The sequence below is a fragment of the Stutzerimonas decontaminans genome, from assembly GCF_000661915.1.
Lineage (GTDB): Bacteria > Pseudomonadota > Gammaproteobacteria > Pseudomonadales > Pseudomonadaceae > Stutzerimonas > Stutzerimonas decontaminans.
In genome coordinates this window covers 3752041-3774655 of record NZ_CP007509.1, presented here as the reverse complement: position 1 = coordinate 3774655, position 22615 = coordinate 3752041, and the positions used below count along the sequence as shown (strand labels likewise).

The following is a 22615-nucleotide window of genomic DNA, read 5'->3' as shown; positions in this document are numbered from 1 at the left end:
CGTTAAAGCTCTGGAAGCGGCACTGCGCCGCAATCAAAGGAGCGAAACGATGAATGCAATGAGCCTGGCCTGGCTGCTGATCGGCACCTCGTTGTGCGGTGTGATGGTGCTAATGGTAGTGCTCTGGTTGCTATGGATGGGGCGGCAGAGCCAGGGCCGTGAGCTAGCGGTGCTGCGCGAGCTGCTGGACGAGCTAGGCCAGGTGATCGTCCAACTGGAACAGGAAAAGGCTGAGCTGACTTCCGGGCTGCGGGCGGAAAAGGCCCAGGCTGCCCAGCTGCGTCGTCAGCTGGAATTGTTGCGTGGCTGATTGTTTGTTGTTTAAACAAACATATTTCTTCGAAAGCGCCTGATTCGCCGTTATGATTCCGACCTATTGTTTATAAAAACTACAAATAGGAGGTTTCATGCATCCCGTAGTCGTTGAAGTCACCCAGCGCCTGATCGAGCGCAGCCGCCCGACGCGCGAAGCCTATCTCGCCATGATTCGTGGCGCTGCCAGTACCGGGCCCGCACGCAACGGGGCGCAATGCGCGAACTTCGCTCATGGCGTTGCCGGTTGCGGCGCGCAGGACAAGCAGCGCCTGCGGTTGCCGGATGCGGCCAATGTCGCCATCGTCACCGCCTACAACGACATGCTTTCGGCGCACCAGCCCTACGAGGATTACCCCGAGCGCCTGCGCCAGGCACTGCGCGAGATCGGCTCGGTGGGCCAGGTGGCGGGCGGCGTACCGGCGATGTGTGATGGTGTCACTCAGGGCGAGCCCGGCATGGAACTGGCTATCGCCAGCCGCGAGGTGATCGCCATGAGCACTGCGGTGGCGCTGTCGCACAACCTGTTCGATGCGGCGCTGCTGCTCGGCATCTGCGACAAGATCGTTCCCGGGTTGCTGATCGGCGCGCTGCGCTTCGGTCATCTGCCCGCCATGTTCGTGCCGGCCGGGCCGATGCCGTCCGGTCTGGCCAACAAGGACAAGGCCGCGGTACGCCAGCGCTATGCCGAAGGCAAGGCCAGTCGCGATGAGCTGCTGGCGGCGGAAATGCAGGCCTATCACAGCCCTGGCACCTGCACCTTCTACGGCACCGCCAACACCAATCAGATGCTGATGGAAGTGATGGGCCTGCATCTGCCGGGCTCGTCCTTCGTCAACCCGGGCACGCCACTGCGCGATGCGCTGACTGCCGAGGCCGCGCGCCAGGTCACTCGACTGACGCCACAGGGCGGCAGCTTCACGCCGTTGGGTGAACTGGTCGACGAGCGCGTGCTGGTCAACGCCATCGTCGCGCTGCATGCCACCGGCGGTTCGACCAACCACACCCTGCACATGCCGGCAATCGCCCAGGCGGCGGGCATCCAGCTGAGCTGGCAGGATATGGCCGACCTCTCCGCCGTGGTGCCGACGCTGGCGCGGGTCTATCCCAACGGCTCGGCCGACATCAATCATTTCCACGCTGCGGGTGGTGTGGCGGTGCTGGTGCGCGAGCTGCTCGCGGCCGGCCTGCTGCATGAAGATGTGCATACCGTGATGGGTCGTGGCCTCAGTCGCTATACCCAGGAGCCCTTCCTCGGAGGGGGGCGATTGACCTGGCGTGAAGGCGCTGCGGCGAGCCTGGACGAAAGCCTCCTGCGGCCGGTTGCACGGCCGTTCTCTGCCGAGGGCGGTCTGCGGGTGATGAGCGGCAATCTCGGTCGTGGTGTGATGAAGGTGTCTGCTGTGGCGCCCGAACACCGCGTCGTGGAGGCGCCGGCGCGGGTCTTCGCCGATCAGCTGGAGTTGGTCGAGGCATTCAAGGCGGGCGAGCTGGAGCGCGATGTCGTTGCGGTGGTGCGCTTCCAGGGGCCGCGTGCCAACGGCATGCCCGAGTTGCACAAGCTGACGCCCTATCTCAGTCTGTTGCAGGACCGTGGTTTCAAGGTCGCGCTGGTCACCGACGGGCGCATGTCCGGTGCGTCGGGCAAGGTGCCGGCGGCGATCCATGTATGTCCCGAGGCAATCGATGGCGGCCCGCTGGCGCGTGTGCGTGACGGCGATCTGCTGCGCGTGGATGGGCAGAGCGGCGTGCTTGAGGTGCTGGTCGATGCCGCCGAGCTGGCCGATCGTGCCCCGGCAGCGGCCCCTGCGGCGCAGGTGCAGGGTTGCGGGCGCGAGCTGTTTGGCTTCATGCGCTCGGCGTTCAGCTCCGCCGAGCAGGGCGCCAGCGTGTTCACTGCTGGGCTGGAGGCGCTGCGATGAGGCTGGCGCTGGTCGGCGATATCGGCGGCACCAATGCGCGCTTCGCGCTGTGGCGCGACTCGCGGCTGGAGTCGGTACGGGTGCTGGCGGCGGCGGATTTCGCCACGCCCGAAATGGCGGTTGAGTATTACCTGGCATCCCTCGGCCTGGCGCCGGGCAGCGTCGAGGCAGCCTGTTTGGCCTGCGCGGGGCCGGTCAAAGGCGAGCAATTCACTTTCACCAACAACCACTGGCGGCTGACGCGAAGCGATTTCTGCGGCGGCCTGCAGATGGACGAGCTGCTGTTGATCAACGACTTCGCCGCGATGGCGCTGGGTATGACGCGGGTAGGCGAAGCGGGGCGCCGCATGATCTGTGCTGGCGAGGCCGAGCCCGATGCGCCGGCACTGGTCATCGGGCCGGGCACCGGGCTTGGCGTTGCCGGGTTGCTACCCTTGGGTGGTGGCAGCTGGCGTGCGTTGCCGGGGGAGGGTGGGCATGTCGACCTGCCCGTGGCAGATGCGCACGAAGCGGCGCTGTGGCAGATGCTGTTCGCCCAGCTTGGCCACGTGCGTGCCGAAGACGTGCTCAGCGGCGGTGGCCTGTTGCTGCTCTACCGGGCGGTCTGCGCCCTGGCCGGTTTGACGCCGCGACTGGCATCGCCGGCTGAGGTCACGGCGGCCGCACTCGCTGGTGATCATGTCGCGGTGGCGACCCTGGAGCAGTTCTGCGTGTGGCTCGGGCGGGTTGCCGGCAACAACGTGCTCACGCTCGGCGCGCGCGGTGGGGTGTATATCGTCGGTGGTGTGGTGCCGCGTTTCGCCGATTTCTTCGCGGCCAGTGGTTTTGCCCGCGGCTTCGCCAGCAAGGGCTGCATGAGCGGCTATCTCGGCGATGTGCCGGTGTGGCTGGTTACCGCTGACTATCCGGGGTTGGAAGGCGCCGGGGTGGCGCTGGAGCAGGCGCTGGCACGCTGATCTGGCGGTATTGGGCGTGATGATGGCGGGATGTTGTTATAGCAACATCCCCGTCTCGTGTCGGCGCGGTTGCTTTAGCCCGGCTCTTCATCCGCCGGGTAGCGGCTGGCATTGAGGCTTTCCTTCACCTTGCGCAGGTGCGGCTGGAAATCCACGCCGCGGCGCAGGGTCATGCCGGTGGCGAGCACATCGAGCACGGTGAGCTGGATGATGCGCGAGGTCATCGGCATGTAGATGTCGGTGTCCTCGGGCAGCGGAATGTTCAGGCTCAGCGTGCTGGCCTGCGCGAGCGGCGAGCCGGCGGCGGTCAGGCCGAGTACCGAGGCGCCGTTCTGTCGCGCGATACGTGCCACCTCCACCAGTTCGCGGGTGCGCCCGGTGTAGGAAATGATCACGAACAGCTCGCCGGTATGCGCCACCGAGGCCAGCATGCGCTGCATCAGCACGTCCGAATGCGCGGTCACTGCCAGGTTGAAGCGGAAGAATTTGTGCTGCGCATCCAGCGCCACCGAGGCTGAGGCGCCGAGGCCGAAGAAGTGGATCTGCCGGGCCTGGATCATCAGGTCGACGGCGCGGCTGACCAGCTGCGGATCGAGGCTCTGGCAGGCGCTGTCCAGCGAGGCGATGGCCGAGCCGAAAATCTTGCGCGTGTATTCCGCGGGGCCGTCGTTGGGCTCCACCGCCTGGCTGACGTAGGCGGCGCCGCTGGCCAGGCTTTGCGCCAGCTGCATCTTCAGTTCCGGATAACCGCTGACGCCGAACGAGCGACAGAAGCGATTCACTGTCGGCTCGCTGACCTGCGCGGTCTGCGCCAGGGTGGCGATACTGAAGCGGGTGGCCTGCTGCGGATTGCGCAGGATCACCTCGGCGACCTTGCGCTCGGCCTTGTTGAGGTCTTCGATGCGGCGCTGGATCTGCTCGAGCAGGTTGTGTACGCGGTCCATGTCAGTCCTGATGCGGCTTGCCAAAGGGGTCGCCTATGCTACTGAGCGAGATGCGGAGCGACCATAGGAATCTTGTTTTGCAGTAAATGTTGTTTTTATTACTACATTGAACTTGAATAACAGGGCATCGCCGTGTATTCATAGTGCAGTTTTAGTAGAAGAACAAACATCATGACGCCACTATCTGTCGAACCCTGCACCCTGGCGCTGTTCGGCGCCCTCGGTGATCTGGCCCTGCGCAAGCTGTTCCCCGCGCTCTATCAGCTCGATCGCGCCGGTCTGCTGCCAACCGAAACGCGCCTGCTCGCGCTGGCTCGTGAGAGCGGCGAGGCGGCAAGCCATCTGGCGATGATCGAAGAGCATCTGCGCCGCCACGTAGGCGAACGCGACCTCGATGACGCCGTGCTGCAGCGCTTCATGGCGCGCCTGGACTACCTGAGCATGGATTTCCGCCGCGCCGAGGATTTCGCCGCGCTGGCGGACAAGGCCGGCAACGCGGAAAGCATCGTCGCGTTCTTCGCTACCCCGGCATCAGTCTACGGTGCGATCTGCGCCGGGCTGGCCGAGGCGGGCCTGGCCGAGCGCACCCGCGTAGTGCTGGAAAAGCCCATCGGCCACGACCTGGAGTCGTCCCGCGAAGTGAACGACGCGGTGGCGCGCTTCTTCCCGGAAGACCGCACCTATCGCATCGACCATTACCTGGGCAAGGACACGGTGCAGAACCTGATCGCCCTGCGTTTCGCCAACAGCCTGTTCGAAACCCAGTGGAACCAGAATCACATCTCCCACGTGGAGATCACCGTTGCCGAAACCGTCGGCATCGAAGGCCGCTGGGGCTACTTCGACCAGGCCGGCCAGCTGCGCGATATGATCCAGAACCACCTGCTGCAGCTGCTCTGCCTGATCGCCATGGACCCGCCCAGCGACCTCTCGGCCGACAGCATCCGCGACGAGAAGGTCAAGGTGCTCAAGGCGCTGGCGCCGATTGCGCCGGAGCATCTTGGTCAGCAGCTGGTGCGCGGCCAGTACGTCGCCGGCAGCATTCTTGGCCGCCACGTGCCGGGCTATCTGGAGGAAGAAAACTCCAACACCCAGAGCGACACCGAAACCTTCGTCGCGCTGCGGGCGGAAATCTGTAACTGGCGCTGGGCCGGCGTGCCGTTCTACCTGCGTACCGGCAAGCGCATGCCGCAGAAGCTCTCGCAGATCGTTATCCACTTCAAGGCACCGCCGCACTACATCTTTGCCCCGGAGCAGCGCCAGCTGATCGGCAACAAGCTGATCATCCGCCTGCAGCCGCAGGAGGGCATTTCGCTGCTGGTGATGACCAAGGACCAGGGCCTGGACAAGGGCATGCAGCTGCGCAGCGGCCCGTTGCAGCTGAATTTCTCGGAAACCTACAAGAGCCCGCGCATCCCCGATGCCTACGAGCGACTGTTGCTCGAAGTGATGAAGGGCAACCAGAACCTCTTCGTGCGCAAGGACGAAATCGAATACGCCTGGAAGTGGTGCGACCAGCTGATCGACGGCTGGCAGCGCGTCGGCGCCCCGCCCAAACCTTATGCAGCAGGCAGCTGGGGACCGGCTGCCTCGATTGCCCTGATCAGCCGTGATGGCAGGAGTTGGTATGACGATCTCTAATCTCGATCTGCCGGTGCAGACCCTGGGTTTCAGCCTCGGTGACGCCGAGCAGCTGGCCGGCGAACTGGCGCTGACCGTGAGCAATGCCCTGCGCAGCGCGATTGCCGAACGTGGCGCGGCGACCCTGGTGGTTTCCGGCGGCCGCAGCCCGATCGCCTTCTTCGAGCGCCTGGCGCAGCAGGAACTGGATTGGGCCAAGGTCACCGTCAGCCTCGCCGACGAGCGCTGGGTGCCGGTCAGCCATCCCGACAGCAACGAAGGCCTGCTGCGTCGCCATCTGTTGCAGGGGCCGGCCGCCGCGGCACGCCTGGTTGGCCTGTACCAGAGCGCGGCGAGTCTGGAAGAGGCCGCCGAACGCGCCGACGCCGTATTGGCCGAGCTGCCGCCGATCGACGTGCTGGTGCTGGGCATGGGCGAGGACGGCCACACAGCCTCGCTGTTCCCGGAGAGCCCGAATCTGCAGCAGGCGCTCGACCCGCGTGGTACGCGGCGCTGCCTGCCGATGCAGGCGCCAACTGTGCCGCGCCAGCGCCTGAGTATGAGCCTGTCGCTGCTGGCCAGCGCCCGCCTGACGCTGCTCGCTCTGCACGGCCCGGGCAAGCTGGCCACGCTCAATCAGGCCCTGGCTGGCGAGCCCCACGAAGCGATGCCGATTCGCGCCTTCCTCGCCCGTCCCCTCGAAATCTACTGGTGCCCCTGAGGCCGCAAGGAATTATCCATGACATCTATCCAAACCAGCGCCGACGCCATGAACGACAAGATCGCCCTGATCGACAAGTGGTGCAGCGCTGCGCGCATCCTGCCGGTGATCACCATCGAGCGTGAGGCGGACATTCTGCCGCTGGCCGATGCTCTGGCCGCCGGTGGCCTGCGCGTGCTCGAAATCACCCTGCGTTCGGCGCTGGGCCTGGGCGCCATTCGCCTGCTGCGCGAGCAGCGTCCGGAGCTGATCGTCGGCGCCGGCACCGTGCTCGACGCCAACATGCTCGAGCAGGCCGAGGCCGCTGGTGCACAGTTCATCGTCTCGCCCGGCAGCACGCCGGCGTTGCTTGAAGCCGCCTTGCAGGGCCCGCTACCGCTGCTGCCAGGCGTCGCCAGCGCTTCGGAAATCATGCTCGGCTATGCCATGGGCTATCGCCGCTTCAAGCTGTTCCCCGCCGAGATCTGTGGCGGCGTGGCGGCGCTCAAGGCGCTGGGCGGGCCGTTCGGTGACATCCGTTTCTGCCCGACCGGTGGTGTCAATGCGCGCAACGCGCGGGACTACCTGGCCCTGACCAATGTGATGTGTGTCGGCGGTACCTGGATGGTCGATGCCAAGGCCGTGCGAGCCGGCGACTGGGCCGCCATCGAAAGCGCCACGCGCCAGGCCCTGCAGGCGCTGGACAGCGCGTCGGCAGCCGAACTGCCGCGCGACTTCGACCTGCGCGCCGAGCGTGCCGAGCAGCGCGAGCTGTAATCGTCCCATCCCCTCGCGGCGGGCGAAGGCCCGCCGCATCTTCCCCATCTTCTCGCTACCTGGAGGTTGCATGAGCAACGCGCGCCCGCTTTCCGAGCTTTTCCCCCGTCTGGATGAGATTCCCGAGGCCTATCGTCCGGATGCACCGGTTACGCAGCGCGATTATCTGGTCGATGGCGAGCTGATGAACTGGGACGGTCCTTTGGCCGAGGTACGCAGCCCGGTGTTCCTGCGCGAGGCGGACGGCAGCGAGCGCCAGGTAGTCCTTGGCAGTACGCCGCTGCTGGATGCCGACGCCGCGCTACGCGCATTGGACGCCGCCGTCGCCGCTTACGATAACGGCCGCGGCGCCTGGCCGACCATGCGCGTGGCTGAGCGCATCGCCCATGTGGAGGCCTTCCTGGCGCGCATGCGCGAGCAGCGCGAGGCGGTGGTCAAGCTGCTGATGTGGGAGATTGGCAAGAACCTCAAGGATTCCGAAAAGGAATTCGACCGCACCTGCGATTACATCGTCGACACCATCCACGCACTGAAGGAGCTGGACCGTAGCTCCAGCCGCTTCGAACTGGAGCAGGGTACTTTGGGGCAGATCCGTCGGGTGCCGATGGGCGTGGCGCTGTGCATGGGACCGTACAACTACCCGCTGAACGAAACCTTCACCACGCTGATCCCGGCGCTGATCATGGGCAACACGGTGGTGTTCAAGCCGGCCAAGTTCGGCGTGCTGCTGGTACATCCGCTGCTCGAAGCCTTCCGCGACAGCTTCCCGGCCGGGGTCATCAACGTCATCTACGGTCGCGGCCGCGAGACGGTCAGCGCACTGATGGCCAGCGGCAAGATCGACGTGTTCGCCTTTATCGGCACGCACAAGGGCGCCGCCGACTTGAAGAAACTGCACCCGCGTCCGCACCGCCTGCGTGCTGCGCTGGGGCTGGATGCGAAGAACCCGGGCATCGTCCTGCCGCAGGTCGATCTGGACAACGCGGTGGAAGAGGCCGTGACCGGCGCGCTGTCGTTCAACGGCCAGCGCTGCACGGCATTGAAGATTCTCTTCGTGCACGAGGCGGTGCTCGATGGTTTTCTCGAACGCTTCGCCGCTCGCGTCAATGCGCTCAAGCCGGGCATGCCCTGGGAGCCCGGCGTCGCGCTGACGCCGCTGCCCGAGCCGGGCAAGACCGATTATCTGCATGCCGTGCTCGAAGACGCCGTGGCCAAGGGCGCGCGAGTGGTCAATGCCGGCGGCGGCGAGTCGCACCAGACCTTCTTTCATCCGGCGGTGCTGAGCCCGGTTGATTCGTCCATGCGTGTCTATCACGAAGAGCAGTTCGGCCCGCTGGTGCCCGTGGTGCCGTACCGCGACCTGCAGGAAGTAATCGACTATGTGACTGCCTCCGACTACGGCCAGCAGCTGTCGATCTTCGGCAACGATCCGGCGCAGGTCGGCGAGCTGGTCGATGCCTTCGTCAACCAGGTCGGTCGCATCAACATCAATGCCCAGTGCCAGCGCGGGCCGGATAGCTATCCGTTCAACGGCCGCAAGAATTCGGCCGAGGGAACGCTGTCGGTACACGATGCGCTGCGGGTGTTCTCCATCCGCACCCTTGTGGCGACCCGTTTCAACGAGGCCAACAAGCAGCTGGTTGACACCATCATCCGGGAGCGTCGCTCGGGCTTCCTGACCACCGATTACATCTTCTGACGGAGCCTTGCCATGGCCTCGCCCGTGCTCGCCCAGCCGCTGTTGCTGGGCATGATGCGCCTGCTGGAATACCCCGAGCTGGGTGAACCCCAGGCACTGCTGGCGTTCATCGAACGCTGCGCCGAGCGCGGGCTGAACGGTTTCGACCATGCCGATATCTATGCTGGCGGGCGCTGCGAGGCGCACTTCGGCGCGGCCCTGCGTCAGGCACCCGGGTTGCGCCAGCGCCTGCAGATCATCGGCAAGGCCGATATCGTGCCGGCGGAGCAGGACTGCTCGCGCTGGCGGGTCAAGCATTACGACTCCAGTGCTCGCTATCTGCGCCGGGCGGTGGACGGCAGCCTGGCGCGACTGGGCGTGGAGCGACTCGATGGTTTCCTGCTGCATCGCCCGGACCCGCTGCTGCAGGTCGACGAGGTGGCCGACACCCTGAACGACCTGATCGCCAGCGGCAAGGTCGGCTGGGTGGGGCTGTCCAACGCCGGCATCCTGCATTGCCAGGCACTGGCCCAGTGCGTGCCGCTGCGCTGCAACCAGATCGAGCTGTCACTGCAGGCCCAGCACTGGGTGTGGGATGGCAGCCTGCATGCGTTGCAGGCTGCCGGCTTGCAGGTGCTGGCCTGGTCGCCCATGGGCGGAGGACGTTTCGGTGAGCGCTTGTGCAGCGCACTCAGTGAGGTCGCCGCCGACCGGGGCGCCACGGCCAATCAGGTGGCGCTGGCCTGGCTGCGGCAGCTACCCGGTCGTCCGTTGCCGATCCTCGGCAGCCTGCGCTGGGAGCGGATCGAGGAGGCGCTGCTGGGCGCCGAACTGGAGCTGGACCGTCCCGCCTGGTTCTACCTGAGCGAAGCGGCCCGCGGGCATGAGGTGGCCTGAGGCAGGGGACATCGGCCCGCTATCCGAGGTGGAAAATGCTTCGCAGTATTCCACCCTACGCGACGGTTTGTAGGGTGGATGTCGCTTCATCCATCTACAGCGGACATCTGCGATGGTTCGGCATTTCCCGATTAGGAACGCTATCGATCAATGGGCGCTGTGAGTGGTCCAAAACGGTGCGCGGCTGTGCTAGGGTCGCGTCCGCCGCGGGACGACCCGCTGGCATGTCGAATCGTGCGGGGACGGCCCTGCAGTTGATGGAGTCATCGTCATGCATTCGGCCTGGATCATGTTGACCATTGCCGGCCTCCTGGAAGTGGGTTGGGCCATTGGCCTCAAGGCTTCCGAAGGCTTCACCCGCCCGCTGCCCAGTGTGCTTACCATAGTGGCCATGGCCGGTAGCTTCTTCCTTCTCGCCCGCGCAATGCAGGTATTGCCGGTGGGTACCGCCTATGCCATTTGGGTCGGAATCGGTGCGCTAGGCACTGTAGCCCTGGGTATTGTCATCTTCGGCGAGAGTGCTTCGACCGCGCGGCTCGTCAGTGTCGTGCTGCTGCTGGCGGGGTTGGTGGGGTTGAAGCTGACGGCCTGACGCGCAGCGCCGTGTCCTGACGTGCGCGCAAGGCGGTTTGCGCACTCGGCCTTCCTGCAATTGGTGGGCAGAAGCCCACCATACGGTGCCAGCAGACGTCGTAGGGTGGATGACGCTTTATCCATCCACCGCTTCGATGGCGCAGATGTGCGAATCGTCTCGTTCGTACCGGGCCGGCTGGGAGAGTCGGCCCTCCTGCAATTGGTGGGCTGAAGCCCACCCTACAGTGGTAGCAGGCGATGGTGCGCGCACTTGCCGGTTTTGTTCAGCGAATCTCGATGCGCTCCAGCAGGTACTTCTTCGCTCCGCTATCACCCACTCGTGTGGCTTCGTCGGCCAGGCGCAGGGCGCGTTCCAGGTCCTTCTGCGTCAGTGCGGCATCAATCGCCTGGCGGTAGTAGGCCGAGGTTTCTGGCAGTACTGCCGGTCCCGGCGTGCCGGGCAGTTCGTTGCCCATTTCCTGGCCGATGCTGTAGCCCGGCACGTAGCCCTTGGCAGGCGCATTGGCGTCACGGTCAGGAATCATCACCAGCCGGATCACACCTACGGGCGAGTGCTTCGCCACCGGATCGGGAATGCTCGGCGGCTCGTTGCCCGCCGCCTTGGCATAGGCCTTTGCCGGGTGCTGCAAAACGGTCTGCCCGGCCATCTGTGCGTCGCTGGTGTAGAGAATCAGGTAGCGCTCGTTGCCAGGGTGTTCAGGCTGGGAGCGGTCGATGCGGATGCGTGCATCGAGGCTGTCGCCTTTCAGCCCGGTGGGCGGCACGTAGGTGAAGTCGTCACCATCCAGCAGTCGGGTCGGGCGCATGCGGCTGTCCAGCAGCATGGCGTTGGGCGCCAGCACGCTGCTGCCGGCCTGGCTGTAGAGACGGATCTCGAATGAGGGGCCGCCGGCCGGCAGGCTGAAGGCGCGGAAGAAACTCTTGCCGGTCTCGAAGCTGTAAGCCGGCGCCTGGGTGTCGATCAGCACGTCACCGGCGAAGCCGGCTTCGAGTGGCTGGTACGGCAACTGGTCGATCCCACTGCAGCAGGTCGGGGCGGCTGCCAGCGCGCTACGTGCCTGCTCGATCGGTCGTTCCAGCGGCTTGGGGCTGGTGGTGAGGGCATCGACCCGGCGCAGCGGTTCGCTACCGCAGCCGGTGAGCGCCAGGATCAATAGCCCGGCGGTAAGAAAGGACAAGGGATGCATGATGGTTCTCCGAACAAAAAATGCCCCGACCTGCCAGCGTCGGGGCAAAGGCACCGTCAGGACGGTGGGAGCGGAAAGGGCGCCGTCGCGGTTGGCGCAACGGCGTTCAAACGGTGCGGTTTACCACCAGGCCTCGGCCTGCACGCCGAAGGTGATGCCGTCGTCGTCACCGGCATCGATGGACTCGCTGGCGGCCTGGTAACGTCCGCCGTCCCATTTGGCGTAGGTGGCGAACACGCGAATCTGCGGGCGCGCCCAGAAGCTGTTGCCCGCCGACCACTGCTGGGCGAGGGTGAGCTTCTTCAGGTCGCGGCTGCGCTCGCCGTCGGCCTGCGGATCAACGCGGTCATAGCCGAACTCCAGCGCGGTGCTCATCACGTCGCTCCACTTGTACACCGGGCGCACACCGAAGCTGGCCCAGGTCTGCCCAGAGTCGTTGTCGAAGTCGCGGTCCTCGTAGATCTGCACGTACATCATCTCGATGTTGTCGGTCAGGCCGACCACGCCCTGGTTGACCAGGCGGAACATCTTGCCGTCGCTGTTACCGGTGTTGTTGCGGCCGCTGCTGCCGATGATGCCGTCGGTGCCGTACTGCAGGGCGAGCTTGTTGTAGCCGCCGAACCAGTCGCTCTGGGTGTGCTCGAGGGTGACCAGATGACCTTTCTGGTCCTGGTAGCCGGGGTCGCGCTCCTGCTCGTCGGTGAGGTTGGCCTTGCCGTAGTCGTAGCCGATCTCCAGCTTGCCGCCCGGGTTGACGTCGATCTCGGCGAGGCGGAAGTCGAGGGTGTCGTTGGCCAGGTTGGTGCCAGTGCCCGAACCCTGGTAGACCCAGTCGCCGTCGGTGTTGCGAATCCACGCCACGCTGGCCTTGGCGAAGCCCAGGTCGATGTCTTCGATGCCGGCGCCGGGGCCGGAGACATCCCAGTAGTAGTAGTCGTTGATGTGCACGTCGTGGCGCTTGTAGTAGCGCTTGCCGGCCCAGATCGCCGCGCCCGGCAGGCTCGGGATGAGGTTCTTGCCGACCACGTTGAACTGGCGGATGGAGGTGGTGCCGGCCTCGTCGAAGGGATTGTTCTCGCCGCCGTTGGTGTCGGTGCCGGTGGCTTCCCAGTCGTTACCCTGGTCGGAGCGGTAGGCGATCATGCTGTCGACGTAGAAGCTGCGGTTGCCTTCGCTCCACACTTCCTTACCGAGGCCGATCTCGGCGTAGGTTTCGCATTCGTTGCCCAGACGATATTTCGCCGGTGCACCGGCGGCCTGGAAGCAGGCCTGATCGCCGCCGCCGGCAGTGGCACCGACGCCCGAGCGCAAGTAGCCGTGGAAGTCGACCGCCAGGGCCGGAGCGCTGACCAGCAGCGCAGCGAGGATGCAGGCGGGTTTGAAGGCAAAGCTAGGGTGCGCGGTGTGCTTCATGACGAGGTCCTTGTTTTTCTTGTTAATGCCGAATCGATCACGCCGTAGCTGCCTGCCATGGGCGGCGCAGCTGGGTGGCGAAAGCCTCGGGGATAGGGCCAGGGGCAGCATCCTCCCGGAAGAAGAATTCGCTGGCGCAGAGCGAGGGCGTACGAGGGATGAGAACGGCGTAATCCCTGGGGCGTGGATGAGGCGAGAGGGGCGCAGATGATTGCCAGGGGCCTTCCGCCTGGCCACTACGCCGCCGCAAAGCCCATGGGGGAGGTTGGTGGGGACCACGCGCAGGGGCAGCCTGGATGTTGCCGGTCGAAGACCCGGCCGGCGTTCATCCTCGTCTGGCGGCCTTGCCGTCGGATACCCGTACAAGCACAAGAACCGGAGTATTGCGATGAGCCACATCCTGCGTGCCGCCGTATTGGCGGCGGTCCTGCTGCCGTTTCCCGCATTGGCCGATCAGGCCGGCAAGAGCCCGGCCGGGGTTCGCTACCACGGCGGCGACGAAATCATCCTCCAGGGCTTCCACTGGAACGTCGTCCGCGAAGCGCCCAACGACTGGTACAACATCCTCCGCCAACAGGCCTCGACCATCGCTGCCGACGGCTTCTCGTCAATCTGGATGCCGGTGCCCTGGCGTGACTTCTCCAGCTGGAGCGAAGGCGGCAAGTCCGGCGGCGGCGAAGGTTACTTCTGGCACGACTTCAACAAGAACGGCCGCTATGGTAGCGATGCCCAGCTGCGCCAGGCCGCCGGGGCGCTGGGTGGTGCTGGGGTGAAGGTGCTCTACGACGTGGTGCCCAACCACATGAACCGCGGCTACCCGAACAAGGAAATCAACCTGCCGGCCGGTCAGGGCTTCTGGCGCAACGACTGCGCCGATCCGGGCAATTATCCCAATGACTGCGACGACGGCGACCGTTTCGTCGGCGGCGATGCCGACCTCAACACCAGCCATCCGCAGGTCTACGGCATGTTCCGCGACGAGTTCGCCAATTTGCGCAGCCAGTACGGCGCCGGCGGTTTTCGCTTCGATTTTGTTCGCGGCTTCGCACCGGAGCGGGTCAACAGCTGGATGACCGACAGTGCCGACAACAGCTTCTGCGTCGGCGAGCTGTGGAAAGGTCCCTCGGAATACCCGAGCTGGGACTGGCGCAACACCGCCAGCTGGCAGCAGATCATCAAGGACTGGTCCGATCGGGCCAAGTGCCCGGTGTTCGACTTCGCCCTCAAGGAGCGCATGCAGAACGGCTCGATCGCCGATTGGAAGAACGGCCTGAACGGCAACCCCGACCCGCGCTGGCGCGAGGTGGCGGTGACCTTTGTCGACAACCACGACACCGGCTACTCGCCCGGGCAGAACGGCGGGCAGCACCACTGGGCGCTGCAGGACGGGCTGATCCGCCAGGCCTACGCCTACATCCTTACCAGCCCCGGCACGCCGGTGGTGTATTGGTCGCACATGTACGACTGGGGCTACGGTGACTTCATCCGCCAGCTGATCCAGGTGCGTCGCGCGGCTGGCGTGCGCGCGGACTCGGCGATCAGCTTCCATGAAGGCTACAGTGGTCTGGTCGCCACCGTCAGCGGAACCCAGCAAACCCTAGTGGTGGCGCTCAACTCCAACCTGGGCAATCCCGGCCAGGTCGCCAGCGGCAGCTTCAGCGAGGCCGTCAATGCCAGCAACGGGCAGGTGCGGGTATGGCGCAGCGGCGCCGGGAGCGGTGGCGATAACGGTGGTGGTGAGCCCGGCGCCCTGGTCAGCGTCAACTTCCGCTGCGACAACGGTGTGACGCAACCTGGTGACAGCGTCTACGCGGCCGGTAACGTCAGCCAGCTTGGCAACTGGAGCCCAACATCGGCCGTGCGCCTGACCGATACCAGCGGCTACCCGACCTGGAAAGGCAGCATCTCGCTGCCTGCCGGCCAGAACGTGGAATGGAAATGCCTGATCCGCAATGAGGCCAACGCAACGCTGGTGCGGCAGTGGCAGGGCGGGGCGAACAACCGCCTGACGCCCAGCGAAGGCACCAGTACGGTCGGGCGCTTCTAGCCCTAAGAAGCACGAGCACCTGTGGCCCGCCTCGCCTATGTGAGGCGGGTTTTTTGTTGGCGGCACCGTTGTGTTGGGTTCGGCCGTGGTTCCTGGTAGCCGCGTGGCTGTTGCTGGGATCGTTGTGGTGGGCTGAAGCCCACCCTACGGCGGCTGGTCCAGCTGCGGATTTTGAGCGAGACAGCGCAGGTGCTGCTGGTACCTACAGGGACGACTGCCGTTGCGAGTCGCACGCTTACGCGTAGGGCGAGATTGGCCGCATCGTAGAATGGGCTTCAGCCCACCGCAGCGGAGCTTCGCCTTGCAGCCAACCTTCAGGTTCCCGCTGTGGCCATAGCGTCGCCACACCCGCGCGGCTCATACCTCTTGGGCGTTCTGAACATCTGCCGATTGCCAACGAATCGCCTGGGCTTCGGCCTGGCGTAGCTCGTCGAGCAAGGCATCGCGGCCGGGGTTTCGCTCGTTGGCCAGTGCGCCGCTGGCGAGCAGGTCGGCATGCAGGGCAGTGGCTTTATTCCGGAGCCAGGCCAGGCGCTGCAGGGTCAGCGGCGTGCAGCTCTGCCCGCTGAGGTCGTCCTTCACGTCCAGCCAGTGCGAGCGCCAGGCCTCCTGCAGGTATAACCCGCCTAGATCGCCAGCCAGCGCGTTGCGCCAGCGACGCATCAGGCCATTCAGCCAGTCCAGCACGCCCTGGCTGGCACCACGGGCGGCGAGTTCTCGATGCAACCGCTCGTAGGCATCCAGCGCAATGCGTTTCTCCAGCTCGAAATCCGCCAGTGCCCATGCCTCGCTTTGCTGTTCCAGACGCAGCAGGCAGGCGAACAGCTGGCGCGTCTCGAAGCGCTCGGCGGGGTGAAAGCCAGGCGAGGCCAGGCCGTCGCTGTTGTACTGGCGCAGCGGGTCGAAGGGGTAGAGGTAGCCGAAATCGAACAGGCGGATGCGGCCGTCGTCCAGGGTGTTGCCCGGCGCCAGATCCCATTCGAACAGGCCGGCCAGCAGCAGGGCGATCAGCAGGTCGAACAGCTCGACAAGCTGACGTTCGTCCCAGCGATCGATGCGCCGGCCTTCGACCCAGGGCGACAGCACGATGCCCTGCTGCAGCGAGGCGTACTGCGTCGGCACGATGCCGGTCAGGCGTTCGGCCTGCTCCGGCGTGCGCATCAGCCGGGCAAGGTCGCGGCGGCGCTGCAGCTCGTTGAGAAAGCTCGTCTGGCCGTCCGGGTTCTGCACACGACAGGGCCGCCGGGCGACCTTCAGCGCCCAGTCGCGCCCGGCCAGTTGCACGTGGTAGACCCGAGCGGTCAGGCCGTCGTCGAGGCAGGCGCGTACCCAGGGCTCGTTGCCACGCACCGCCGCCAGTTGTTCCGGTGGCAGCGGGCAATCCTCCGCGCGGCCCAGGCGAAACTCGGTGCCGCTGGCGAGAAAGGCCAGCTGGGCCTGGCGCCGTGCCGCGGCGGTCAACGAGGCGGCGCTCATCGTGCCTGCACCACGATGACCTTGTCCTTGCCCAGCTCGCGGGCGAAGGCATAGGGCTGGCCGGGCGAAAGCAGTTTGTGTTCACCCGCGCCGATGGCTGGATGGCGCGCACGGAACTGGCCAATCCGCTGCCAGTGCTCGATCAATCCAGCGATCTCGGGCCGCTCGTGCTCGGCCCAGTTCATCGAGCTGCGCGTGCCCTGATACGGGTCCGAACCGCTGGCACCGAAGGCGCGCGCGCTTTCGTCGCCGTAATAGATCTGCACCGCGCCGGGCGCCAGCAGCAGGGCGGCGGCCAGGCCGCGCTGGCGGGTCAGGTCGCCCTTGGCCAGCTGGTTGAACAGCGCTGTGTCGTGGGACGAGGCGTAGCTCAGCAGGTTGTGCCCGGGCGTCTCGGCTAGGCGCCTGGCATAGTCGGCGTAGCTGGGTTCGGCGGCGGCGAGGCAGTCGCTGGCAGCCACGGCCTGCTCCTGAAAGTCGAAGTTGATCAGCGCATCGAAGCCCTGGTTCAGATAGTCGCTGGCTTCGGGGCCGTGGCCGAACACTTCGCCGACCATCCAGAACGGCTCGCTGGCCATGGGATCGTCCGGGTTGGTACGAGCCCAATTGGCGCGGGCGCGCTCCGCGGCGGCGCGCAGTTCGGCCCAGGTGGCGGGTTCGACATGCTTGACGGTGTCGACACGAAAGCCGTCGACGCCGAACTCGCGGACCCAGCCGGTCAGCCATTCGATCAGGTAGTCGCGCACCCGGTAGCCTTCGCGCGGCTCGGCACGGGTCTGCGCCTTGTGCGCGAGAAACTCCGGCAGCGCGACGACCGCCTCGGACTCGGTGCGGAAATCCGGCAGAAAGGCCAGCGAGCCCTTGAGCGGATCGACCGTGCTGCTGGGCGGTGTGTCGTAATCGGCGATGCCGGCCCGCACCCAGTCGCGGCCCCACCAGGCGGCCCAGCTCGGGTGCTCGTAATCGACCAGGTTGTGGTAGGCGTGCAGGTTCTCGTGCGGCTCCGGCTGCCAGGCGCTCCACTGCTCGGGCAGGTAGGCGGCCATGCCGTCGCGCAGGGCGCCGAAGCCCTGTTGCTGCATGTCCTGCAGGGTCGAGTAGCCGGGGTGGTTCATCACCACATCGAAGAGCACGCGGATGCCGCGGGCATGGGCCGCGCTGATGAGGGTGCGCAGGTCGTCGTCGCTGCCCATGTTGGCGTCGAGCTGGGTGAAGTCGAGTGCGTAGTAGCCGTGGTAACCGTAGTGGCGGAAGTCGCCGCGATCGCCGCCGCCGACCCAGCCGTGGATCTGCTCGTAGGGCGCGCTGATCCACAGCGCGTCGACGCCCAGGCTGGCGATATGGTCGAGCCGCTCGGTCAGCCCCTTGAGGTCGCCGCCGTGGAAGGTGCCGATCTCCTGTTCTCCATCCGGCTCGCGGCCATAGCTGCGATCGTTGCTCGGATCGCCGTTGGCGAAACGGTCGGTGAGCACGAAATACACCGTGGCGTTGCGCCAGTCGCGTGGTGCCGGTTTGGCCGGCTCGGCGGCTTCGAGCAGCAAGAGGCCGTCGCTGCCGGTGGCGGGGTGCAGCCTGACCCGGCCGTCGCGGACCACCGTCGTGGCGCCGGACAGCGCGTCGCGCAGGGGCTGGCCATCGTGGAACACGTCGCCAACCGCCACCTCCACCGCGCCGCCATCCCAGGGCTGGCAGACCGACGCAGCCGCCTTCGGTGCGGCGGCCTTGATCGGCAACAAGCGCAGCGCCGCGTCCGGGCCGGTCTCGACGATCAAGCGATAGCGACCAGCTTCGGGCACTTCGTAGCGGTAGGCGCTGTCTTTGCCAAGCGGCTGACGACGGAACGGCGCAAGCGCGCTGTTTTCGACGCTTGCTTGCGGCATCACCAGATGCAGCCGACCGGGTTCCAGCTTCAGCTCCGTGTCGTAGCGATCGGCTGCCAGGGCGTTCCAGCTCGGTGACAGCGGCTGGTCATTCAGGCGAATGCTCAGCTCGGGAGCGGCGAGGCCGGACAAGGGCAGGGCGAGGCCGAACAGCAGCGGCAGGACGGATAACCGGTGGGCACGCATCAAATGTGGCTCCATTATGCTTTTTCGCTACATTTGACCGCGTGTTGGCAGCCGGGTATAGGCGTAAACCCGAGACCGATGGCGTATTTTGTGCCGCTGCGATGGTTGATCTACGCCCCGCTTCTACGCCCTCCGCCCCCTTGGGGAGGAGGATGCACATGGCATAGGACGCGCCGAGGATGGAACGACTGCCAGAGCCTCAGGCCGGCAGCAGGTGGAACAACTAATAAGAAGCCACGAGGAAAGCGAAGCATGAACAAGAAATTCTGGTGTATCGCCACCGTCGGCCTGGCGGCCACCTTCAGCCTGCCGCTACCGGCGCTGGCGGCGATCGAGGAAGGCAAGCTGGTCGTCTGGATCAACGGCGACAAGGGCTATAAAGGCCTGGCCGAAGTCGGCAAGAAGTTCACCGCCGAGACCGGCATCCCCGTCGAAGTGGCCCATCCCGACAGCGCCACCGACAAGTTCCAGCAGGCTGCGGCCACCGGCAACGGCCCTGACATCTTCATCTGGGCTCACGACCGCATTGGAGAATGGGCCAAGAGCGGCCTGCTCACCCCAGTCACCCCCAGCGCCGACACCAAGTCCGGCATCGCCGACTTCTCCTGGCAGGCGGTGACCTACGACAACAAGCTGTGGGGCTACCCGATTTCGGTGGAAACCATCGGCCTGATCTACAACAAGGCGCTGGTGGACACCCCGCCGAAGACCTTCGATGACGTTCTCGCGCTAAACGAGAAGCTCGCCGCCCAAGGCAAGCGCGCCATTCTCTGGGACTACAACAACACCTATTTCACCTGGCCGCTACTTTCGGCCAAGGGCGGCTACGTGTTCGAGCAGACCGATGGCGGTTACAACGTCAAGTCCACCGGGGTTAACAACGCTGGCGCCAAGGCCGGTGCGCAGGTGCTGCGCGACCTGATCGACAAGGGTGCAATGCCCAAGGGCGCCGACTACAGCGTGGCTGAGGCGGCGTTCAACAAAGGCGATTCGGCGATGATGATCAGTGGCCCCTGGGCCTGGTCGAACATCGAGAAGAGTGGCATCGACTTCGGCGTAGCACCGATTCCGGGAGTCGACGGCGAGCCGGGCAAGCCCTTCGTCGGCGTCGCGGCTGCGCTGCTCAACGCCGCAAGCCCGAACAAGGACCTGGCCGTGGAGTTCCTCGAGAACTACCTGCTGCAGGTCGAGGGGCTGAAGACCGTGAATGCCGACGTGCCGCTGGGCGCCGTGGCCAACACGGCCTATATGGAAGAGCTGTCCGCCAACCCGCACATCAAGGCGACTTTCGAGAACGCTCAGATGGGTGAGCCGATGCCCAACGTGCCGGAGATGGGCGCGTTCTGGTCATCCATGGCCGCTGCGCTGACCAACATCACCTCCGGCCGACAGGACGTCGATGCCGCGCTGGATGATGCCGCTAAGCGCATCACCCGTTGAACCCGTCGCCGGCCGCCTGCACAGGCGCGCCGGCAGACTAAGCTCCGTTCATATAGGTTCTTCTCCCGTGAATGCCCGTGCCGAGTTGCCCAGCCCTGCCATGACCCGTTCGACTCCCTGGGGCCTGCCCCGCCTCGTGACCACAGGCCTGCGCTGGCTGCTTTGGCTGGCCTTCAATGCCTTTGCGCTGTATCTGGTGGTTGCCCTCTACGTTCAGGGGCAGATGGCATTCGCCCTGCTCGGGCTGGTGGTCTCGGGCATCGCCAGCTACCTGTTCATCAACCGGCGCATGTACGCGCAGCGCTACATCTTCCCGTCGGTGGCGGGGATGCTGGTGTTCGTGATCTTCCCGCTGCTCTACACCGTGGGCATCGGCTTTACCAACTACAGCGGTAGCCATCTGCTGAGCCAGGCACAGGTCGAGCGTTATCACCTCAATCAGACCTACCTCGCCGGCGAGCGCTTCCGTTTCACCCTGCATCAAAGTCCTGACGGCGAGCGCCTGCGCATCGACAAGGGCGAGCAGGGCGTGTTCGTCAGCCCGCCGCTGACTGGAGAGCCCGACGTCGAAGCGCCGCTTTCCCTGCAGCCGGCCGAAGCCGCCGGTGAGTTGGGCGATGCGCTGGCGCTGCGCGAGGTGATACAGCGACGCAAGGCGCTGGAACAGTGGGTGATGCAGGCTCCGGACGGCAGCCTGCTGCGGCTGTACGGGCTGCGCGAGGTGGCGGCGGTGGAGCCACAATATCGGCAGGATGGCCCCGGCGTACTGGTCGACAACCGCACTGGCGCGCGGCTGACCGCCGACATGGAGCGCGGCTTCTATGTCGACGAAACTGGCAAGGCAGTGCCACCGGGCTTCACCGTGTTCGCCGGCTTCGCCAACTTCTCCCGGGTGCTGACCGAGCCGAGCATCCGCGAACCCTTCATGCAGATCTTCGCCTGGACCTTCGCCTTCGCCGGTCTGACGGTGGTCTTCACACTGGCCTTGGGCCTGGTGCTGGCCAGCCTGCTGCAGTGGGAACTGGTGCGCGGCAAGGCCTTCTACCGGCTGATGCTGATCCTTCCGTATGCGGTACCGGCATTCATTTCCATCCTGGTGTTCCGCGGCCTGTTCAACCAGAACTTCGGTGAGATCAACCTGCTGCTCGACAGCCTGTTCGGCATGCGCCCGGACTGGTTCAGCGACCCGGCCCTGGCGCGCACGATGATTCTCATCGTCAACACCTGGCTCGGCTACCCGTACATGCTGCTGCTGTGCATGGGGCTGCTGCAGGCCATCCCGCGGGACCAGTACGAGGCATCGGCGATCGACGGCGCCAGTCCGCTGGACAACCTGCTGCGCATCACCCTGCCGCAGCTGATCAAGCCGCTGATGCCGCTGCTGATCGCAAGCTTTGCCTTCAACTTCAACAACTTCGTGCTGATCACGCTGTTGACCCGCGGCGGCCCGGACATCATCGGCGCGACCACGCCGGCCGGCACCACGGATCTGCTGGTCAGCTACACCTACCGCATCGCCTTCCAGGACTCCGGGCAGGACTTCGCCCTGGCCGCGGCGATCGCCACGATGATCTTCCTGCTGGTGGGCGCCATGGCGCTGCTCAACCTCAAACTCTCGAAAGTGAAGGTATAAGGAGAACCACATGGCCATGGTGCAACCCAAATCCGCCCGTTACCGGCTGTGGGCAACCCACGCGGCGCTGCTGGCGTTCGTTGCGGTGATCCTCTTTCCGCTGCTGATGGTGATCTCGATTTCCTTCCGCGAGGGCAACTTCGCCACCGGCAGCCTTTTCCCCGAGAACCCGACGCTGGAGCACTGGTCGCTGGCGCTGGGCATCCCCTACACCCACGAGGATGGCAGCGTCACCCAGCCGCCATTCCCGGTGCTGCTGTGGCTGTGGAATTCGGTGAAGATCGCGCTGGTCAGCTCGGTGCTGATCCTGCTCTTGTCGACCACCAGCGCCTACGCCTTCGCACGCATGCGTTTCGGCGGCAAAGCGCCGATCCTCAAAGGCATGCTGATCTTTCAGATGTTTCCGCCGGTACTCTCGCTAGTGGCCATCTACGCGCTGTTCGACCAGCTTGGCCAGCACGTCAGCTGGCTCGGGGTGAACAGCCACGGCGCGGTGATCGTCGCCTCGCTGGGCGGCATGGCACTGCATATCTGGACCATCAAGGGTTACTTCGAGAGCATCGATGCCTCGTTGGAGGAAGCCGCCATCGTAGATGGCGCGACCACCTGGCAGGCGTTCTTCCATATCCTGTTGCCGATGAGCGTGCCGATCCTGGCGGTGGTGTTCATCCTGGCATTCATCACCAGTGTCACTGAGTACCCCATCGCCTCGGTGCTGCTGATGGACGTGGACAAGCTGACCCTGTCGGTGGGTGCCCAGCAGTACCTGTACCCGCAAAACTACCTGTGGGGTGATTTCGCCGCGGCGGCGGTGCTCTCCGGGATACCCATCACCGCGGTGTTCCTCTACTGCCAGAAGTGGATCGTCGGCGGTCTTACCGCGGGCGGCGTGAAGGGCTGAAGGATGTAGCGAAGCAGGGCGCGAGACCGGGGAGCGGAAGCCATGCGAGCCG

At 65.5% G+C, this 22615-nt stretch carries 18 protein-coding genes; 13 read left to right on the top strand and 5 right to left on the bottom strand.

All coding sequences use genetic code 11. The features are described from left to right. The first annotated feature begins 49 nt into the window (after positions 1-49). From UIB01_RS17390 to UIB01_RS17380, 3 genes are all read left to right on the top strand, one after another. Positions 50-310, top strand: coding sequence for a hypothetical protein (locus UIB01_RS17390; RefSeq protein WP_038663226.1), 261 nt, complete (start codon positions 50-52; stop codon positions 308-310). Between the two features lie 97 nt (positions 311-407). Beyond that, a complete protein-coding gene (gene edd, locus UIB01_RS17385; RefSeq protein ID WP_038663223.1) occupies positions 408-2234 on the top strand; it encodes a phosphogluconate dehydratase in 1827 nt (608 codons plus the stop codon). Continuing rightward, positions 2231-3190, top strand: coding sequence for a glucokinase (locus tag UIB01_RS17380; protein ID WP_038663221.1), 960 nt, complete (start codon positions 2231-2233; stop codon positions 3188-3190). Before edd ends, UIB01_RS17380 begins: the two co-directional genes overlap by 4 nt. A 74-nt stretch (positions 3191-3264) precedes the next feature. Here the strand turns inward: UIB01_RS17380 and UIB01_RS17375 are convergent, their stop codons facing one another. Beyond that, entirely contained in the window at positions 3265-4134 is an 870-nt protein-coding gene (locus UIB01_RS17375; protein ID WP_038663218.1) for a MurR/RpiR family transcriptional regulator, read from the bottom strand. A 171-nt stretch (positions 4135-4305) separates the two neighbouring features. Between UIB01_RS17375 and zwf the strand changes: the two genes are divergently transcribed. From zwf to sugE, 6 genes are all read left to right on the top strand, one after another. Next, positions 4306-5775 carry a glucose-6-phosphate dehydrogenase gene (gene zwf, locus UIB01_RS17370; RefSeq protein ID WP_038663216.1) on the top strand — a complete coding sequence of 490 codons (1470 nt, stop codon included), beginning with the start codon at positions 4306-4308 and terminating at the stop codon, positions 5773-5775. Continuing rightward, the gene (pgl, locus tag UIB01_RS17365) at positions 5762-6475 is read left to right on the top strand and encodes a 6-phosphogluconolactonase (RefSeq protein ID WP_038663213.1); all 714 of its coding nucleotides are present in this window, start codon (positions 5762-5764) and stop codon (positions 6473-6475) included. The genes zwf and pgl overlap by 14 nt, the downstream gene beginning before the upstream one ends. An 18-nt stretch (positions 6476-6493) precedes the next feature. Next, entirely contained in the window at positions 6494-7231 is a 738-nt protein-coding gene (locus UIB01_RS17360) for a bifunctional 4-hydroxy-2-oxoglutarate aldolase/2-dehydro-3-deoxy-phosphogluconate aldolase (RefSeq protein ID WP_038663210.1), read from the top strand. Between the two features lie 70 nt (positions 7232-7301). Beyond that, a complete protein-coding gene (locus UIB01_RS17355) occupies positions 7302-8930 on the top strand; it encodes an NADP-dependent glyceraldehyde-3-phosphate dehydrogenase (protein ID WP_038663208.1) in 1629 nt (542 codons plus the stop codon). Positions 8931-8942: 12 nt separating this feature from the next. After that, positions 8943-9806: an aldo/keto reductase gene (locus tag UIB01_RS17350; protein ID WP_038663205.1), complete on the top strand. Its 864-nt coding sequence runs from the start codon at positions 8943-8945 to the stop codon at positions 9804-9806. 271 nt (positions 9807-10077) lie between these two features. Continuing rightward, positions 10078-10398 (top strand): quaternary ammonium compound efflux SMR transporter SugE, encoded by a 321-nt coding sequence (gene sugE / locus UIB01_RS17345; protein WP_038663204.1) that lies wholly within the window; start codon positions 10078-10080, stop codon positions 10396-10398. Positions 10399-10663: 265 nt separating this feature from the next. On the opposite strand, the gene UIB01_RS17340 is transcribed toward sugE, so the two are convergent. After that, a complete protein-coding gene (locus tag UIB01_RS17340; RefSeq protein WP_038663202.1) occupies positions 10664-11587 on the bottom strand; it encodes a MalM family protein in 924 nt (307 codons plus the stop codon). Between the two features lie 120 nt (positions 11588-11707). Continuing rightward, entirely contained in the window at positions 11708-13000 is a 1293-nt protein-coding gene (locus tag UIB01_RS17335) for a maltoporin (protein WP_038663200.1), read from the bottom strand. Positions 13001-13388: 388 nt separating this feature from the next. Here UIB01_RS17335 and mta point away from each other — a divergent pair, with 388 nt between their 5' ends. Next, complete coding sequence (mta, locus tag UIB01_RS17330) at positions 13389-15047, top strand: glucan 1,4-alpha-maltotetraohydrolase (protein WP_038663198.1); 1659 nt, start codon at positions 13389-13391, stop codon at positions 15045-15047. A 357-nt stretch (positions 15048-15404) separates the two neighbouring features. On the opposite strand, the gene UIB01_RS17325 is transcribed toward mta, so the two are convergent. Beyond that, positions 15405-16523, bottom strand: coding sequence for a hypothetical protein (locus UIB01_RS17325; protein ID WP_038663195.1), 1119 nt, complete (start codon positions 16521-16523; stop codon positions 15405-15407). Further along, complete coding sequence (locus UIB01_RS17320; RefSeq protein ID WP_038663192.1) at positions 16520-18589, bottom strand: alpha-amylase; 2070 nt, start codon at positions 18587-18589, stop codon at positions 16520-16522. The genes UIB01_RS17325 and UIB01_RS17320 overlap by 4 nt, the downstream gene beginning before the upstream one ends. A 252-nt stretch (positions 18590-18841) precedes the next feature. Here UIB01_RS17320 and malE point away from each other — a divergent pair, with 252 nt between their 5' ends. The 3 genes from malE (at position 18842) to malG (ending at position 22563) form a co-directional block, all read left to right on the top strand. Next, positions 18842-20029: a maltose/maltodextrin ABC transporter substrate-binding protein MalE gene (gene malE / locus UIB01_RS17315; RefSeq protein WP_038663189.1), complete on the top strand. Its 1188-nt coding sequence runs from the start codon at positions 18842-18844 to the stop codon at positions 20027-20029. 67 nt (positions 20030-20096) lie between these two features. Further along, entirely contained in the window at positions 20097-21662 is a 1566-nt protein-coding gene (gene malF / locus UIB01_RS17310) for a maltose ABC transporter permease MalF (protein ID WP_196247246.1), read from the top strand. Positions 21663-21672: 10 nt separating this feature from the next. Then, on the top strand, positions 21673-22563 hold the full coding sequence (gene malG / locus UIB01_RS17305) for a maltose ABC transporter permease MalG (protein WP_038663183.1): 891 nt from the start codon (positions 21673-21675) through the stop codon (positions 22561-22563). Positions 22564-22615: the final 52 nt, after the last annotated feature.

Excerpts from the sequence above, each read along its gene's own strand:
- UIB01_RS17350 (WP_038663205.1), top strand. The coding sequence starts at position 8,943 with ATGGCCTCGCCCGTGCTCGCCCAGCCGCTGTTGCTGGGCATGATGCGC.
- UIB01_RS17390 (WP_038663226.1), top strand. The coding sequence starts at position 50 with ATGAATGCAATGAGCCTGGCCTGGCTGCTGATCGGCACCTCGTTGTGC.
- edd (WP_038663223.1), top strand. The coding sequence starts at position 408 with ATGCATCCCGTAGTCGTTGAAGTCACCCAGCGCCTGATCGAGCGCAGC.
- UIB01_RS17340 (WP_038663202.1), bottom strand. The coding sequence starts at position 11,587 with ATGCATCCCTTGTCCTTTCTTACCGCCGGGCTATTGATCCTGGCGCTC.
- UIB01_RS17375 (WP_038663218.1), bottom strand. The coding sequence starts at position 4,134 with ATGGACCGCGTACACAACCTGCTCGAGCAGATCCAGCGCCGCATCGAA.
- UIB01_RS17360 (WP_038663210.1), top strand. The coding sequence starts at position 6,494 with ATGACATCTATCCAAACCAGCGCCGACGCCATGAACGACAAGATCGCC.
- UIB01_RS17320 (WP_038663192.1), bottom strand. The coding sequence starts at position 18,589 with ATGCGTGCCCACCGGTTATCCGTCCTGCCGCTGCTGTTCGGCCTCGCC.
- UIB01_RS17355 (WP_038663208.1), top strand. The coding sequence starts at position 7,302 with ATGAGCAACGCGCGCCCGCTTTCCGAGCTTTTCCCCCGTCTGGATGAG.
- UIB01_RS17380 (WP_038663221.1), top strand. The coding sequence starts at position 2,231 with ATGAGGCTGGCGCTGGTCGGCGATATCGGCGGCACCAATGCGCGCTTC.
- UIB01_RS17325 (WP_038663195.1), bottom strand. The coding sequence starts at position 16,523 with ATGAGCGCCGCCTCGTTGACCGCCGCGGCACGGCGCCAGGCCCAGCTG.
- pgl (WP_038663213.1), top strand. The coding sequence starts at position 5,762 with ATGACGATCTCTAATCTCGATCTGCCGGTGCAGACCCTGGGTTTCAGC.
- mta (WP_038663198.1), top strand. The coding sequence starts at position 13,389 with ATGAGCCACATCCTGCGTGCCGCCGTATTGGCGGCGGTCCTGCTGCCG.
- sugE (WP_038663204.1), top strand. The coding sequence starts at position 10,078 with ATGCATTCGGCCTGGATCATGTTGACCATTGCCGGCCTCCTGGAAGTG.
- malG (WP_038663183.1), top strand. The coding sequence starts at position 21,673 with ATGGCCATGGTGCAACCCAAATCCGCCCGTTACCGGCTGTGGGCAACC.
- malE (WP_038663189.1), top strand. The coding sequence starts at position 18,842 with ATGAACAAGAAATTCTGGTGTATCGCCACCGTCGGCCTGGCGGCCACC.
- zwf (WP_038663216.1), top strand. The coding sequence starts at position 4,306 with ATGACGCCACTATCTGTCGAACCCTGCACCCTGGCGCTGTTCGGCGCC.
- UIB01_RS17335 (WP_038663200.1), bottom strand. The coding sequence starts at position 13,000 with ATGAAGCACACCGCGCACCCTAGCTTTGCCTTCAAACCCGCCTGCATC.